The organism is Humibacter antri, assembly GCF_054777235.1.
On record NZ_BAAHAW010000020.1, the window covers coordinates 58,377 to 73,037 of the forward strand.

Here is a 14,661-nt window from a genome sequence, read left to right on the forward strand (position 1 = left end):
AGGCGCCCGAGCGCAGGAGTGCGGGGGCGTGATGCAGGGGCTCAGGGTGCAGAGATGCGAAAAGCGCCGGGCGAACCCGGCGCTTGTTCGTGGCGCTACTTCTTGTTGCGGCGCTGGTGACGAGTCTTGCGGAGCAGCTTGCGGTGCTTCTTCTTCGCCATGCGCTTGCGGCGCTTCTTGATAACGGAACCCACAAAGACCTCACATAAGTTCATCGGGATGCTGCGCGGCGTACGGCAACGGTCGCCCAGTCTACCATCCGGCGGAAGGGCGCAAGATTGCGGGTCTCGACGATTGCGCGTCGTGCCGAGTTCAACCCGCGGGTCGGCTCAGCGCTTGCGCTTCGGGCGTACCCGATCGACCACGGTGGTCACGCGGTGACTCGTGTCGGCGAACACCTTGCCCATCTGTTCCGCGAACCCCTTGGTCTCGTCTTTCAGCCCGGCCACGACGGCGCTCACGTCGATGTCGGCGATGTCGAACTCGCCGCCGACGAACGGCATCAACCAGTCCTCGATCTCCTCGAGAGGCTGCACGTCGATGCTGTAGTAGCGGTGCTGGCCCTCCTCGCGCACGGTGACGAGCCCGGCTTCACGCAGCACCTTCAGATGCTTCGACACTGTCGGCTGGCTCAGCTCGAGGCCGCCGACGATCTGGGAGACGCTGATCTCGCCGCGCTCCGAGCCGTCGGACGCCTCGAGCAGCACGCGCAGAATGTCGCGCCGTGTGGCATCCGCGACGATGTCAAAGATGTCCGGCATCCACCCAGGCTACTGGCCGGATGCCGGACACACCATGCCTGAGGCGACCGAGCGTGGCCCGCGCTGCCGACAGCATGTCCAGGGGTAGCATCGAGCGCGCGAGCAGACCGTGCTCGAGCAGTCGGGCAGGAGGGGCGGCCGATGCGGGCGACGGCGCAGGCGACCCGACACCTCGTGCCCACCACGTGGTGGGGCCGGGTTCAGTTGCGCGTCAACGAATTCGCCGGAGCCAGTCCCTCACGGTTCGCTCTCGTCGTGTTCAGCTCGCTGATCCTCGTGTTCACGCTGTTGTTCACGCTGCCGATCTCCACGGCGGGCAGCTCGGGCACGCCGCTTGCGGATGCCTTCTTCACGGCGGTCTCGGTGATCTGCGTCACCGGGCTCTCCACTGTCGACATGGCCACCCACTGGTCGGCGTTCGGCAATGTGATCATCTACCTCGGCGTGCAGGTCGGCGGTGTTGGTGTGCTCACGCTCGCGTCCATTCTGGGCATGGTGATCTCCCGCCGGCTGGGACTTCGGGCGAAGCTCATCGCGGCCAGCGACAGCAACCCGCTGCGAGCGCACGCCGGGCCGGTGCCCGAAGGGCAGGCCATCCGGCTCGGCGATGTCGGCAACCTGTTGCGCACCGTCGCACTGAGCGCCGTCATCATCGAGCTCGTCGTGGCGATCGTGCTCTTCCCGCGGATGCTCGCCCATGGCTTCTCGCTTTACGACAGCGCGCTGAACTCGCTCTACTACTCGGCGATGGCGTTCACGAACACTGGCTTCACGCCGAACGCGCAGGGCCTTGCCCCCTTCGCCACCGACTACGTCTTCCTCACCGCCATCATGGTCGGCGTCATCGCCGGTGCGATCGGTTTTCCGGTGATCTTCGCGATCGCCCAGAATCTGCGCCGCAAGGTACGACGCAGGTTCTGGACCATCCACGTCAAGCTCACTCTGACGACGTTCGGCATCCTGCTGGTCGTCGGGGCGGTTCTGTACTTCGCGCTGGAGGCCGGCAACCCCAAGACGTTCGGTGCGGGAGGGCCGGGAAACGCCGCCTTCCAATCCCTCTTCCTGTCGGTGATGGCCCGGTCGGGCGGGTTCTCGGTCGTCGACGTCGATCAGCTGCACCATTCGACCCTGCTCGTGACCGACATGCTGATGTTCGTCGGCGGCGGTTCCGCCTCGACCGCAGGCGGCATCAAGGTGACCACGCTCGCGGTGCTCTTCCTGGCCGCGTTGGCCGAGGCGCGCGGCGTCGACTCGATGGAGGCGTTCCGGCGGCGCATCCCCACCGATGTGCTTCGCGTCGCGGTGAGCGTCGTGCTGTGGGGATCGACCATCGTCGCCGTCTCCACCGTGACCGTGCTCGCCATCACCAAGGACACGCTCGATCACGCACTGTTCGACGTGATCAGCGCGTTCGCCACGTGCGGGCTCTCCACGGGACTCACGCAGCACGCGCCGACGGGCGCGGTCTATGTTCTCGCATTCACCATGTTCCTCGGACGGGTGGGCACCGTGACCCTCGCCGCCGCCCTCGCGCAGTCGCAGCGCGGGCAGTATTACCAGCATCCGGAAGAGAGGCCCATCGTTGGGTGACCGCATCAGACACGACGCACCCGTGCTCGTCATCGGCCTGGGCCGGTTCGGGGCGGCGACAGCGGGCCAGCTCGACCGGCTGGACCGCGAGGTGCTTGCCGTCGACACCGATCTCGGGCTGGTTCAGAAGTGGTCGGAGCGCATCACCCACACCGTGCAGGCGGATGCCCGCTCGATCGAGGCCCTGCGGCAGATCGGCGCGCAGGACTTCTCGATAGCAGTGGTGGCGACAGGGTCGTCGGTGGAGGCATCCGTTCTCATCACGGCGAACCTGGTGGACCTCGGCATTCCGCAGATCTGGGCGAAGGCGATCTCGAAGTCGCACGGCACCATCCTGGAACGCATCGGCGCGAACCACGTGATCTACCCCGAGGCGGAAGCGGGTGAGCGCATCGCTCACCTGCTCGCCGGAAGGATGCTCGACTTCATCGAGTTCGACGACGACTTCGTGCTGGTGAAGATGTATCCGCCGAAGGTGATCCGCGGAATCTCGCTCACCGACTCGCTGGTGCGCCGCAAGTACGAGATCACGGTCGTGGGCGTGAAGACGCCGGGCAAGCCGTTCACGTACGCGACGGGCGACACCGTCGTCTCCGACCACGACCTCATCATCGTCTCGGGAGCGAGTTCCGACGTGGAGCGCTTCGCCGCCTTGGAGTGAGGCGACAGACGCTGCCCCGTCGCTGCCGCGCTGCCGGGCCCGCCGCTCCGTCGCCCGGCCCGCCGGACGTCGCACCGTCGGCAGCCCCGTCGCACGGCCCGCCGGACATCGCACGGCCGGCCTGTCGCCCGTCGCACGGTCGGCCGGAACACGAACGGTGTGCCGGACGCATGGCACCTCCTGTTCCGGTGGACCGTTCGTTTTGCGGCCGACCGTGCGACACCGAGCGCCGGTAAGGCCTCAGTCGCCTCAGCCGGCTCAGTCGGCTCAGCCCGCTCAGCCGGCCGCGAGTTCCAGCGCGCGGGCCAGCGCCGCGTCGGTGGCGCGGTCGAAGACCGACTCGAGATCGGCATCCTCCAGCACGGCGATCGCCCTCTCGGTCGTGCCCTTCGGGCTCGTGACCTGGATGCGCAGCTCGGTGGGTGTCGCGTTCGACGCGTCGAGCAGGGCGGCGGCGCCGATGAACGTTCCGTCGACGAGTTCGGCCGCCTGCTCGGGTGTGAACCCCTTCGAGACCGCCGTGGCCGTGAGCTGCTCGATGAGGAAGTACACGTAGGCCGGACCCGAGCCGGAGATGGTGCTCAGGGCATCCAGCTGCGATTCCGGCACCTCGACCACCGTGCCCACCGTCTCGAACAGCTCACGCACCAGCGCCACCTGCTCCGACGTCGACCTCGTCCCGGCGCTGACCCCGGTGACCGCCTTGCCGACGACGGCGGGCGTGTTCGGCATGGAGCGCACAACAGCGACGGATGCCGGCAGCAGCTCCTCGAAACGCGCGACCGGAACGCCCGCGGCGACGCTGACGACTATCGCGTTCGGCTCGAGCGAGTCGGCGATCTCACCGAGCAGGTCGGGCACCATCGCCGGCTTGACCGCGACCAGTACGATGCCGGCGCCGGCGACCGCGATGCGGTTCGCGTCGGGGTCGTCTTCAGTGGCCAGCGTCGTGACGCCGCTCTCGGCGGGGGATCCGGCCGAGCGCGCACTCCTGTTGGTCACGACGATGCCGCCATCGACCTCGACCCCGGGCTTCAGCAGCCCGCTCAGGATCGCCCTGCCCATCGATCCCGCACCCAGGATCGCGATCTTCGGCAGCTTCACAATGGTCTCGCTCATGCCGACCAGCGTAGGAGGTTCCCCGTGTGCGGGGGATGCGCGTCCCTAGGATGGAGCGCATGGCCGAGGGCAGCACCAGGGCGATCATCGCGGCGCTGGCCGCCAACCTCGGCATCGCGCTGACCAAGTTCATCGCCTGGATCTTCTCGGGTTCGTCGTCGATGCTGGCCGAGAGCGTGCACTCGCTCGCCGACTCGTGCAATCAGGTCCTGCTCATGGTGGGCGGACGACGAGCCAAGCGGCGAGCGGACCGCGAGCATCCGTTCGGCTACGGGCGCGAGCGGTACGTGTACGCGTTCGTCGTCTCGATCATCCTGTTCTCTGTCGGCGGCGTGTTCTCGGTGTACGAGGGCGTCGAGAAGGTGCTGCACCCGCACCCGCTCGAGGTGTGGTGGCTGCCGCTGGCGGTGCTCGTGATCTCGATGGTGCTCGAGGGATTCTCGTTGCGCACGGGCATCCGCGAGTCGCGTCCGCACAAAGGATCGGGGTCGTGGGTGCGGTTCATCCGTCGCGCGAAGGCACCTGAGCTGCCGGTGGTGCTCCTCGAGGACGTCGCCGCGCTCATCGGCCTCGCGTTCGCCCTGCTCGGAGTCGGTCTCACGATCCTCACCGGCAACGGCGTCTGGGACGGCATCGGAACCGTCTGCATCGGTGCGCTGCTCGTGACCGTCGCCGTCGTGCTCGGCATCGAGACGAAGAGTCTTCTGGTCGGCGAGGGAGCGAACGAGGCGGATGCCGCCGCCATCGAGAAGGCGATCCTCTCCGGCGGCGAGACCGATCTCGTCATCCACCTGAAGACGTTGTATCTCGGCCCGGAGGAGCTCATGGTCGCGGCGAAGATCGCGCAGCCCGGCGGGCGACAGCTGGAGGAGGTGGCATCGTCGATCGACGCGATCGAGGCGCGCATCCGCGATGCTGTTCCGATCGCCCGGGTCATCTACCTCGAGCCGGACGTGCTGCACGGGACCGTGGGTTGAGCTTGTCGAAACCTGTGCTGACGGGTTTCGACAAGCTCAACCCACGGGAGAGCAAGCCGTGGGGAGCAACCCAAATGGAACAACCCGCGGGAGCAACCGACGGGGAGCAACCAACGGGGAGCAACCGGCAGGAACCACCGGCTGGGAGGCACGTCACCCGCGGCGGGCGGTGAAGAACTCGTCGAGGAGTGCGGAGCAGGCGTCCGCCTCCACTCCCCCGTACACCTCGACCCGATGGTTGAGACGGCGGTCGCGCAGCACGTCGTAGACGCTGCCGGCCGCGCCGGCCTTCTCGTCCCAGGCACCGAAGACGACGGTGGGCACCCGGGCGGAGAGAATGGCTCCCGCGCACATCACGCACGGCTCGAGCGTGACGATGAGCGTCGCATCCGTGAGGTGCCAATCGCCGGTGCGCTGGGATGCCCGCTGCAGTGCCAGAATCTCCGCGTGCGCTGTCGGGTCGTGCCGCGCTTCGCGCTCGTTGCGGGCGGCGCCGAGAACACGCCCGTCGGCGTCGAGCACGATCGCCGCGACCGGTACGTCACCGGTGTCGAGGGCGAGACGGGCGTCGGCGACGGCTCGGCGCATCCAGTCCGCTCGATCGATGCCCGGCACTGCACGCCCCTCAGCTGTCTCTGAGCCCCTCGCCGTCTCTGAGCCTCACGCTAGGTTTGAGCCTATGCGAGTGCACGTTGCCGATCACCCTCTGGTCACCCACAAGCTGACCGTGCTGCGCAACCGCGAGACGCCCGCGGTCACCTTTCGCGCACTGGTCGAAGAGCTGGTCACGCTGCTCGCCTATGAGGCCACCCGCAGCGTCAGGGTCGCCCCGATCGAGATCGAGACACCCGTCGCCCGCGCCACAGGAGTGACGCTGGCCGACCCGAAGCCGCTGGTCGTGCCCATCCTGCGAGCCGGCCTCGGCATGCTCGAAGGCATGGTCAAGCTCGTGCCGTCGGCCGAGGTGGGTTTTCTCGGGATGGTGCGCAACGAGGAGACCCTGCAGCCGACGACGTACGCCGAACGCCTTCCCGACGACCTCTCCAACCGGCAATGCTTCGTGCTCGACCCGATGCTGGCCACCGGAGGATCGCTCAGCGCTGCGATCGAGTTCCTGTTCAAACGCGGCGCTGTGGATGTCACGGCCATCTGCATCCTCGCCGCTCCCGAGGGCATCGCCGCCGTCGAGAGACTCACTGAGGGTCGTGACGTGACGCTCGTCGTCGGTGCCGTCGACGATCACCTGAACGAGCACGGCTACATCGTGCCGGGGCTCGGCGACGCCGGCGACCGGCTGTACGGGCTGGTATGAGTTCTTTTGCGCGCCGGTCCCCGTCCGGCGCGCCGCGGTCGACTCTCCGAGCTGGCTGGTCCGGCGGCGTACAAGGCGCCGCCTCGTAGAGCGACCCCGATGATCCCGCAATCCGGTTCGCTCGCTCGAGATGCCTCACGTCAAGGTGCCCGCGAAATGTGCTCGCTTTGACAGGAACAGCAGGCATCCGCTTTACTTGCAGACATGACTGCACCCACGCGCACCCTGACCTCCTTCGAGGCCCTTGGGCACGCCGGCATGATGATGCCCGGCCGCGCTGCCGTCATGTGCTGTCGAATGTGTCGCTGATCCGACGACCATTCGCCCCGCCGTCGCCGGCCGATCGAGCCGAAGCGCAGGCGTAACCTGCCGCTGATCGACCCGATTCCAGGCTCTTCGTGAGACGTTCGTCTCTCGAAGCGACGCTCGCCGGAAGCTCTTCACGCATCTCGCGCGGGCTTCCACACCGGCCGCCTTGCGGCCCAGCTCATCATCGAACCCGGTTCGAGAATCTTGCCGCACCACGCGCGGCCGCCGGGCTCATCGCATCATCGCCTCGAGGATCTCACTCCCATGTCTCTTGCCACCGTCACCCCGCTGAACGACACGACCACCATCGAGAGGCGGCCCACCGCCGTGCGAAGGCCCGCCGCCCCCCTTGCCGCGGCGATCGCACCGGGCGCGCCCGCCGCGCAGGCCACACGGCCGGTAGCACCCGCGCCCGCTCGCACCGCGCATCCGCGGCGTGTGGAGACCGGGACTCCGCACCCGGTGCAACCGCTTCCGGCGCAGCAGCGCGCGGTGCCCACAGCCGCACCGGTGCAGGACGCGCCGGCACCGGTGCGAATCCGTGCGGTGCCGAACGGGACCCGCGCCCGCGGCTTCGCCCTGTACGTCGGTTTCGATGAAGACAAAGCCGACCTTGCCGGCACCGATCTCGGCCACGTCGTCGAGGCGCTCAAGCGCCTGGCGGCCGAGATCGCTCCCGGCTCGGAGACCTACGCCGCCGTCGCCCTCGCCCCGGAAGCCGCAGGCGGACGTGACATCGAGGTCGTGCGGCTGGCGCTGCAGGACCCCGCCGCCGTCGCACGCAACCGGCAGGCCGCGGACCCCGCGCAGGATCGAGTGACCGGCGTGGTCGTCGACATCTCGCGCAAGCGCCTGCTGCTCGACAACGATGCGGTCGGACTCACGTACAAGGAGTTCGAGCTGCTGCAGTACCTCGTGCTCCGTGAGGGCCGCACGATCGACCGTGCCGAACTCATCTCGTCGCTCTGGCGGGCAGGCGAGGACGACGTGCCGAACGAGCGCACAATCGACGTGCACATCCGGCGCCTGCGGTCCAAGCTCGGACGATACGAAGACATCGTGCGCACCGTGCGAGGGGTGGGTTACCGGTTCGACCGCCACGCGGACGTGACCATCCGCCACGCCGGAGCGCCGAGCCCGGATCTGTTCTGAGCCGTCCTGCGCGCCGCGCACGCGGCGTCGCGCCGCGGTCGGCAGAGCGCGTGGTCGGGATCGATGCGGTGTCGGCTGGCTGGTTTCGACAAGCTCAACCGGCGGGAAGACGGGACGAACTCAACCGGCGGGATAGACGGGCTCGACCGGCGGGATAGACGGGCTCGACCGGCGGGGGCAGGACGGGCTCGACCGGCGGGAAGGCGGGACGGGCTCAGCTGAGGGTGAAGCCTCCGTCGGAGGTGAGCACCTGGCCGACGACCCAGCGGCCGTCGGGCGAGACGAGCCATCCGATCAGGCGGGCGACATCGTCCGGGTGCCCGAACCTGCCGAACGGCATCGATGCGAGCACGTCCGCGATGTTCTCGGAGGAACGGTCGCTGGTGGCCGCATCGAGGTATCCGGTGTTCACCGGTCCGGGATTCACCGTGTTGAGCAGGATGCCTCGCGGCAGCAACTCCGCGGCCACGGTCGGCGTGACCCCTGCCAACGCCGCCTTGCTCGCCGCATACGCCACCTCGCCACGCATCGGACCGGTGTGCTGGCCCGACGTCATCCAGATGACACGCCCGGTCGCGAACTCGTCGAGGGGCGCGTTCAGGCCCTCCCTGTCACCCGGTCGCGCGTCCGCTTGCGACACGGCATCCTGCTCGCCGGCGAACTGTTCGGCGAAGAACCTGGTCAGCAGCAGCGTCGACCGCGTGTTCACGTCATAGTGTTCAGACAGCTTCTGCGCCGTCATGTCGAAGATGGAGCCGTCCCCGCCCGAGCGAGCGTGGTTGCAGACCAGGATGTCGAGGCGACCGATCGAGGACCGGGCCGCCTCGATCACGCGCTGTGGGGCATCCGGGTCGGAGAGGTCCGCAGAGATGTCGCCGAAGCGCGCGTCGGGCGCGAGCCGTTCACGGAAGCCCGAGCGCACGGCATCCAGGTCGTCGCTGCCCCACGGCTGGTCGGCATCGTGCGCCGCGTGATGCTGCACGAACACGCTCGCTCCGAGCTCGGCGAGCCGACAGGCGATGCCGTAGCCGATGCCGCGACGGCGAGAGACGCCCGTGACGAGCGCAGAGTGACCGGAGAGCACGAGGTGAGAGCCTACAGGCCGAGCAGCTTCTGCTTCGCGGCGCTGAACTCCTCGTCGGTGAGAATGCCCTGCTGATGCAAGCCGGCGAGCCGTTGCAACTCGTCGGTCACGCCGCCGGCCGCCGGAGGCGGTGCCTGCTGTGCAGCGGACTGTTGCGCGACCGCCTGTTGCGCTGCCGCCTCCACCTGGGCCTGCTGTTGCTGCGCCTGGAACTCCTGCTCCTGCGCCTGCTGCTGAGCCTGCTCCTGCCGGCGTGACGCCATGCCGCCCGAGACGGCGCTGGCCGTTCCTGCGACCACGGCGGTGCGGGCGGCCAGCCCGATCAGTCCCGGACGTCCTACTCGACGCACGAATGGCATTGTCTGCTCCGATCTCTCGACTGCCGACCCATTTCGGGCGGCGGCGTCACTCCTGCCTGGCGGTTGCCACGACCTCGTTCACCACGGGCGCCGGGATGCGCTCACTCGCGAGCACGACACCGCCGGATGCCGCCAGCCGCGATGCCAGCTTCTTCGCCCACAGCAGCTCGACCACGAGCAGTTCGGCACTCGTTCCCGGCTCCAAAGACTCGGCGAAGTACTCGATGTCTTCGTCGGCGGCGAGCCCCGACAGATCGAGCTCGGCGTCTTCGAGGCCGTAGGCGCTCGTCGAATCCTCGACCTCGATCGTCTCGACGTCGCCCTCGATCGTGCGGCTGATGACGAGCGCGTCGATGATGCGCACCGCCCCCTCGTGCACCAGATCGCGCACCGCATCCACGACACCCGGATCGGGCGCGTCCCCCTGGAATCCGACGAGCATGAACTCGACGGGCCCGTATTCCAAGTCGCTCATGACTGTTCCTCTCGTGTGCGGGGATGTGTCCAGCATGCGCCGTCGCACTACGGATGCATATCCCCCCGGCAGGGTGAAGGAGGAACATGGGGTCATGGCGGCGACGCAGGGTCAGGCGGGCATCCAGCGCATCATCGAGAAGAACCTCGGCCGGTTCCGAGTGCCTGGGGTGCTGAGCGTGCGGCCGGGATTCCGGATGCGCGATCGCTGGATCACCGATGAGCGCGCGATCGTCGTGACGGTCGCCGCAGGCACGGATGCCGGGGCATCCGGAGTCCCTGACGCGCTCGACGGGGTAGCCGTCGACGTGCGGACCGCGTCATCGGCGAAGGCTGCGCAGCTCGCCGAACTGGGGGATCCGGGTGCTCATGCGGCGGCGCGAGAGTCGACGGCAATCGCCCCGGACCTGGGCGGGGTTCCCGTGTTCCCCGGCGAGCGCGTGCTCACCGGCGACGCCGGGCCCGCGGGTGGGCATGCGATGGATGCGACGAGCGTAGAGGCTGCGGCGAAACCGGCCAAGGAGCACCTCGCCTACACGGCGCCGCCCGGGGTGCCGCTCGCTCCCGTGAGCGGAGAGATCGAGCTGGAGCTCAGCGCCAGCCCCGATTCCGGATGGCCGGTGCTCTCGGCCTTCCTCGCGGGCACGCAGAACACGCTCACGGTAGGGCTCTACGACTTCACGTCCGCCCATGTTCTCGCACGCTTCGAAACCGCCGCCACCGGCAAGCGGGTCGTGTTCGTGCTCGACCACCCGCCGAGGAATCCGACAGCGGATCAGACGGACGACCAGACCGTCGCAGACCTGAAGAAGTCGCTCGGCGCCTTCTTCGAGCAGGCGTGGGCGCTGGAGCGTGCCGACCCGCACGCGTCCGCCTGGATCTTTCCGTCTGCGTACCACATCAAGGTCGCGGTGCGGGACTCGAGCACGGTCTGGCTCTCCAGCGGCAACTGGAACGACTCGAACCAGCCCGACATCGATCCAGTGCACGATCCGGCCGATGCCGCTCAGGCGCGGACGCGCGATCGGGACTGGCATGTGGTCATCCACGACGCGGGCCTGGCGAGGACGTTCGAGGCGTACCTGAAGCACGACTATGCGGTCGCCGTGCAGCATCAGGAGCCGACGGCGACCGCCGCGGAGCCGGCACTGATCGCGCAACCGCTGGCGGAAACGCCACCGTTCGAGCACTTCACCGCCGCCGAGACGATCACCGATCAGGTGACGATCACGCCTGTTCTCACGCCCGATCCCGGTGTCTACGCGGATGCCGTGCGCGCACTCATCGAGTCGGCATCCACCTCCCTGCACCTGCAGTTCCAGTACATCGAGGCGCCGTCGAGACCCTCGGATGCCTCCGCCCCCTTCTCCGCACTGATCGAAGCCGTGATCGCCAGGCAGAACGCCGGTGTCGACGTGCGCATCATCATGAGCGAGTACGAGACCGCCGGATACCTGGAGCAGCTTCAGCAGCTCGGCCTCGACGTCGTGAGCAACGTGAAGCTGCAGAACAACGTGCACAACAAGGGCATCGTGGTCGACGGATCACGCACCCTGGTGAGCAGCCAGAACTGGTCGACGGCGGGAACGCTGGAGAACCGTGACGCCGGCGTGATCATCGACAGCGCACGCGTCGCTTCGTACTACGACGGCATCTTCGCGCACGACTGGGAGCACCTCGCCACGCAGCACGCGCGGGAGGATTAGCTGGCGGGTTTCGACAAGCTCAACCGGCGGGATCGAGGATGATCTTGCCGCGCACCTCGCCTGCCTGTCCTGCGCGGTGCGCCTCGGCGGCATCCTTCAGTGGATACCTGGCGCCGATCTCGACCCGGAACGTTCCGTCGGCGAGCCCCGCCAGCGCGGCCTCGAGGCCCTCGGCGCGCAGCGCCTCCTCCTCGTCGGTCAGCGGAACGGGACTTCCGCCCGACCACGCCTTGATGCCGAGCTCGGCAGCCTTGAACCCGACGACGATCGTGCCGATGTGCGAACGGTCGGAGACGAGGTCGAAGGATGCCTTCAGCGCCTCATCCGTTCCCGCCATGTCGAGCACGTAGTCCACGCCGCGCGGGACGGCCTCGCGCACCCGCTCCTCCAGGCCGTCGCCGTAAACGATAGCGATTGCGCCGAGCTCGCGGATGCGGTCCAGGTTGCGGGCGCTCGCGGTGCCCACCACCGTCGCACCTCGCTGCTCGGCGAACTGGATGGCTGCCTGCCCGACCGCGCCGGATGCGCCGTGGATGAGCAGCACATCGCCGTCGCCCACCCCGAGCGAAGCGAGCGCCTGGTACGCGGTGCCCGCCGGGATTCCGATGGCTGCGGCATCCTCGAACGACACGTTCGCCGGCTTGCGCACGAGCTTGCCGACGGATGCCACGAGCTCGCTCGCGTAGGCGCCGTACGCTCCGCGCACGACGACCTCGTCGCCCACCGACCACCCCTCGACGCCGTCGCCGAGCTCGGCGATCACCCCGGCGACATCGTTTCCGAGGCGACGAGGCTTCTCGATCGGATCGGACGGACGGATGCCCTGCCGCAGCTTCCAGTCGATCGGGTTCACGCCGATGGCCCGCACGTCGATCAGCACCTTGCCCTCGCCGGGTGCCGGATCCGGGTATTCGACCGCCTCGAGCACCTCGGGACTGCCGAACCGCGTGTACTGCACCACTGTCTGCATGAAACCTCCTCGAGTCGTCGTTCTCACGCTACCGCCGGTTGAGTCGGTCGAGATCCTGGGGGTCTGGGGGTCTGGTTTCGACAAGCTCAACCAGCGGGGCGGGGTCAAGCAGCGGGGCGGGGTCAAGCAGCGGGGTGGGGTCAAGTCGGCGGGGCGGGGTCAAGCAGCGGTGCGGGGTCAAGTCGGCGGGGTGGGGTCAAGCAGCGGTGCGGGGTCAAGTCGGCGGGGTGGGGTCAAGTCGGCGGGGTGGTTTCGACACGCTCAACCAGCGGTGTATGGGATCTACGAGCGCTGGACGGCAGCGGGCCGGTGAGGTAGGCCTGCACGGTCGGGCCGATGTGGTCGACGATCCAATCAGCGTCGGCCGATGCCAGCGGCTCCCACCGCAGCACGTAACGCGTGAGCACGAGTCCGGCGATCTGACTGGCGAGCAGCGCCGCCCGCACGTCGACCTCGTCGGGACTCGGCGCGAACTGCGTCGCCACCGGGCGAACGGCCCGCTCCAAGATGAACGTGCGCATCTGGGCGGCGAGAACCTTGTTGCGGGTGGCGCTGCGCAGCATCGCGGAGAGCACGGAGGCGTGCGCATCCCACACCCTCAGCAGTGCCGTCAGCAGTTGGCGCGCGGCATCCTCCGGATGCGCGTCGAGAACCGGGGCGACCACCTGGCGCGGATCGACCTGCAGTGCCGTGACCGCATCGAAGAGTCCGCCCTTGGAGCCGAAGTAGTGCGCGATCATCGCCGGATCGACGCCGGCGCGCTGAGCGATCTCGCGCGTGGTGGCGCCGTCCACGCCGCGGTCGGCGAAGACTTCGCGGGCGGCATCCAGAAGCTCCTGCCGCGTGGTCGACTTGCCGTGCCGGCGGCCACTCATGCCACGGCTCCTCTTGTCGCACCGGGGGCCGCGGCTGCCCCCTGGGTATCGCGATCCAGAAGCACCATTGTCTCTTCGAGGGTGGCGGGCACCGGTTCGACGCGGGCATGGATGCCGCCGAGCGCCCGGAGCACACGCGTGCGGAGGGCATCTGCTCCCGCTTCGCCGGCGGCCGCGACCCGGATGCTTCGCCCACTCAGCATGATCGGGAGCCCTGAACGGTCCAGCACGTCGAATGCCCGCTGCCAGTCGTCGCACGTGACGAGCACGGCGACGGCGCCCCGCGTGAGGTCGTCCACGGTGCCGGAGCCGACCATCCGCCCCTGGGAGAGCAGCGCGAGCCTGGTGCACTGCTCGGCCTCCTGCAGGTAGTGCGTCGTGACGATGACGGCGCGACCGGACTCCGCCTGCTCGTGGATGACATCCCACAGCCGTGCACGGGCGAGCGGATCGACACCCGATGTCGGCTCGTCAAGCACGAGCAGTTCGGGCTCGTGCGCGAGAGCCAGCAGGAACGCCAGCCGGCGCTGCCGGCCGAGTCCGATCTCGCCGACCACCATGGAGCGCACGTCGCTGAGCGGCTCCGGGAGCGCCGGTCGCGGCACGTCGTAGACCCGGGAGAGGAAGGCGACGTTCTCGCGAACGCTCAGCGTGGTGTAGAGACCGAGGCCTTGCGGAACATAGCCGAGCCGGTGTCGGGATGCGTTGCTCGGTGGCGCGCCGAACAGCGCCGTCTCACCATCGTCCGCGCTCTCCAAGCCCAGCAGGATGCGCAGCAACGTGGTCTTGCCCGCACCGTTCGCGCCGATGAGGCCGACGACCTCGCCCGGCCGCACGTCGAGGCTGACGTCGTCGAGAGCGGTGGCATGTCCGAAGCGCTTCGTGATGTGGCGGGCGGATGCCGTGGAGGCAGGCTCGCGGGACTCCCGCCGGTCGAGCCGCTCGCCCCGGTCGAGCCGCTCGCCCCGGTCGAGCCGCTCCCGCCGGTCGAGCCGCTCCCGCCGGTCGAGCCGCTCCCGCCGGTCGAGCCGCTCCCGCCGGTCGAGCCGCTCCCGCCGGTCGAGCCGCTCCCGCCGGTCGAGCCGCTCCCGCCGGTCGAGCCGCTCCCGCCGGTCGAGCCGGTCCCGCCGGTCGAGCCGCTCCCGCCGGTCGAGCTTGTCGAAACCTCGCTGACGGGTTTCGACAAGCTCAACCAGCGGGGCGGGGTCGGGGTCGGTTCGCGGGGTGAGGGCGGGGCCGGTTCCGGTTCGCGGGGCGGGGGCGGGCCCGGTTCGCGGGGTGAGGGCGGGGCCGGTTCGCGGGGTGGGGGCGG

The 14,661-nt window shown here is 68.9% G+C and carries 16 protein-coding genes; 6 read left to right on the top strand and 10 right to left on the bottom strand.

What is annotated here, in order from left to right:
* Positions 1 to 95: 95 nt before the first annotated feature.
* Together ACYVDK_RS09085 and ACYVDK_RS09090 are read right to left on the bottom strand one after the other, a co-directional pair.
* Positions 96 to 194: a 30S ribosomal protein bS22 gene (locus ACYVDK_RS09085; protein WP_003792170.1), complete on the bottom strand. Its 99-nt coding sequence runs from the start codon at positions 192 to 194 to the stop codon at positions 96 to 98.
* Between the two features lie 135 nt (positions 195 to 329).
* The gene (locus tag ACYVDK_RS09090; RefSeq protein ID WP_460520875.1) at positions 330 to 761 is read right to left on the bottom strand and encodes an ArsR/SmtB family transcription factor; all 432 of its coding nucleotides are present in this window, start codon (positions 759 to 761) and stop codon (positions 330 to 332) included.
* A gap of 141 nt (positions 762 to 902) precedes the next feature.
* Here ACYVDK_RS09090 and ACYVDK_RS09095 point away from each other — a divergent pair, with 141 nt between their 5' ends.
* Positions 903 to 2,351, top strand: a complete 1,449-nt coding sequence (locus tag ACYVDK_RS09095) for a TrkH family potassium uptake protein (protein ID WP_460520877.1) — start codon at positions 903 to 905, stop codon at positions 2,349 to 2,351.
* Entirely contained in the window at positions 2,344 to 3,012 is a 669-nt protein-coding gene (locus ACYVDK_RS09100; RefSeq protein ID WP_460520879.1) for a potassium channel family protein, read from the top strand. Before ACYVDK_RS09095 ends, ACYVDK_RS09100 begins: the two co-directional genes overlap by 8 nt.
* Before the next feature lie 276 nt (positions 3,013 to 3,288).
* Here ACYVDK_RS09100 and proC read toward each other — a convergent pair whose 3' ends face one another.
* Positions 3,289 to 4,131 (bottom strand): pyrroline-5-carboxylate reductase family protein, encoded by an 843-nt coding sequence (gene proC, locus ACYVDK_RS09105; protein WP_460520881.1) that lies wholly within the window; start codon positions 4,129 to 4,131, stop codon positions 3,289 to 3,291.
* Between the two features lie 59 nt (positions 4,132 to 4,190).
* On the opposite strand from proC, the gene ACYVDK_RS09110 reads away from it, so the two are divergent.
* Positions 4,191 to 5,108: a cation diffusion facilitator family transporter gene (locus tag ACYVDK_RS09110; protein ID WP_460520883.1), complete on the top strand. Its 918-nt coding sequence runs from the start codon at positions 4,191 to 4,193 to the stop codon at positions 5,106 to 5,108.
* A gap of 153 nt (positions 5,109 to 5,261) precedes the next feature.
* On the opposite strand, the gene tadA is transcribed toward ACYVDK_RS09110, so the two are convergent.
* The gene (gene tadA, locus ACYVDK_RS09115; protein ID WP_460520885.1) at positions 5,262 to 5,723 is read right to left on the bottom strand and encodes a tRNA adenosine(34) deaminase TadA; all 462 of its coding nucleotides are present in this window, start codon (positions 5,721 to 5,723) and stop codon (positions 5,262 to 5,264) included.
* Positions 5,724 to 5,787: 64 nt separating this feature from the next.
* Here tadA and upp point away from each other — a divergent pair, with 64 nt between their 5' ends.
* Both upp and ACYVDK_RS09125 read left to right on the top strand, forming a co-directional pair.
* Positions 5,788 to 6,420 (top strand): uracil phosphoribosyltransferase, encoded by a 633-nt coding sequence (gene upp, locus ACYVDK_RS09120; protein WP_460520887.1) that lies wholly within the window; start codon positions 5,788 to 5,790, stop codon positions 6,418 to 6,420.
* A 573-nt stretch (positions 6,421 to 6,993) separates the two neighbouring features.
* Positions 6,994 to 7,881: a winged helix-turn-helix domain-containing protein gene (locus ACYVDK_RS09125; RefSeq protein ID WP_460520889.1), complete on the top strand. Its 888-nt coding sequence runs from the start codon at positions 6,994 to 6,996 to the stop codon at positions 7,879 to 7,881.
* A gap of 214 nt (positions 7,882 to 8,095) precedes the next feature.
* Here the strand turns inward: ACYVDK_RS09125 and ACYVDK_RS09130 are convergent, their stop codons facing one another.
* Genes ACYVDK_RS09130 through ACYVDK_RS09140 form a run of 3 tightly spaced genes read right to left on the bottom strand, consistent with a single transcriptional unit; the run spans position 8,096 to position 9,799 of the window.
* A complete protein-coding gene (locus tag ACYVDK_RS09130) occupies positions 8,096 to 8,965 on the bottom strand; it encodes an SDR family oxidoreductase (RefSeq protein ID WP_460520891.1) in 870 nt (289 codons plus the stop codon).
* Positions 8,966 to 8,976: 11 nt separating this feature from the next.
* Positions 8,977 to 9,315 carry an SHOCT domain-containing protein gene (locus ACYVDK_RS09135; RefSeq protein ID WP_460520893.1) on the bottom strand — a complete coding sequence of 113 codons (339 nt, stop codon included), beginning with the start codon at positions 9,313 to 9,315 and terminating at the stop codon, positions 8,977 to 8,979.
* Between the two features lie 55 nt (positions 9,316 to 9,370).
* The gene (locus tag ACYVDK_RS09140; protein ID WP_460520895.1) at positions 9,371 to 9,799 is read right to left on the bottom strand and encodes a DUF6325 family protein; all 429 of its coding nucleotides are present in this window, start codon (positions 9,797 to 9,799) and stop codon (positions 9,371 to 9,373) included.
* Between the two features lie 94 nt (positions 9,800 to 9,893).
* Here ACYVDK_RS09140 and ACYVDK_RS09145 point away from each other — a divergent pair, with 94 nt between their 5' ends.
* Positions 9,894 to 11,504, top strand: coding sequence for a phospholipase D-like domain-containing protein (locus ACYVDK_RS09145; RefSeq protein ID WP_460520897.1), 1,611 nt, complete (start codon positions 9,894 to 9,896; stop codon positions 11,502 to 11,504).
* A gap of 19 nt (positions 11,505 to 11,523) precedes the next feature.
* Here ACYVDK_RS09145 and ACYVDK_RS09150 read toward each other — a convergent pair whose 3' ends face one another.
* From ACYVDK_RS09150 to ACYVDK_RS09160, 3 genes are all read right to left on the bottom strand, one after another.
* Positions 11,524 to 12,474 (bottom strand): quinone oxidoreductase family protein, encoded by a 951-nt coding sequence (locus tag ACYVDK_RS09150; protein ID WP_460520899.1) that lies wholly within the window; start codon positions 12,472 to 12,474, stop codon positions 11,524 to 11,526.
* 233 nt (positions 12,475 to 12,707) lie between these two features.
* Entirely contained in the window at positions 12,708 to 13,349 is a 642-nt protein-coding gene (locus tag ACYVDK_RS09155) for a TetR/AcrR family transcriptional regulator (RefSeq protein ID WP_460520901.1), read from the bottom strand.
* Positions 13,346 to 14,661 (bottom strand): ABC transporter ATP-binding protein (locus tag ACYVDK_RS09160; protein WP_460520903.1); only part of this gene is annotated, 1,316 nt, incomplete at its 5' end. The genes ACYVDK_RS09160 and ACYVDK_RS09155, both read right to left, overlap by 4 nt.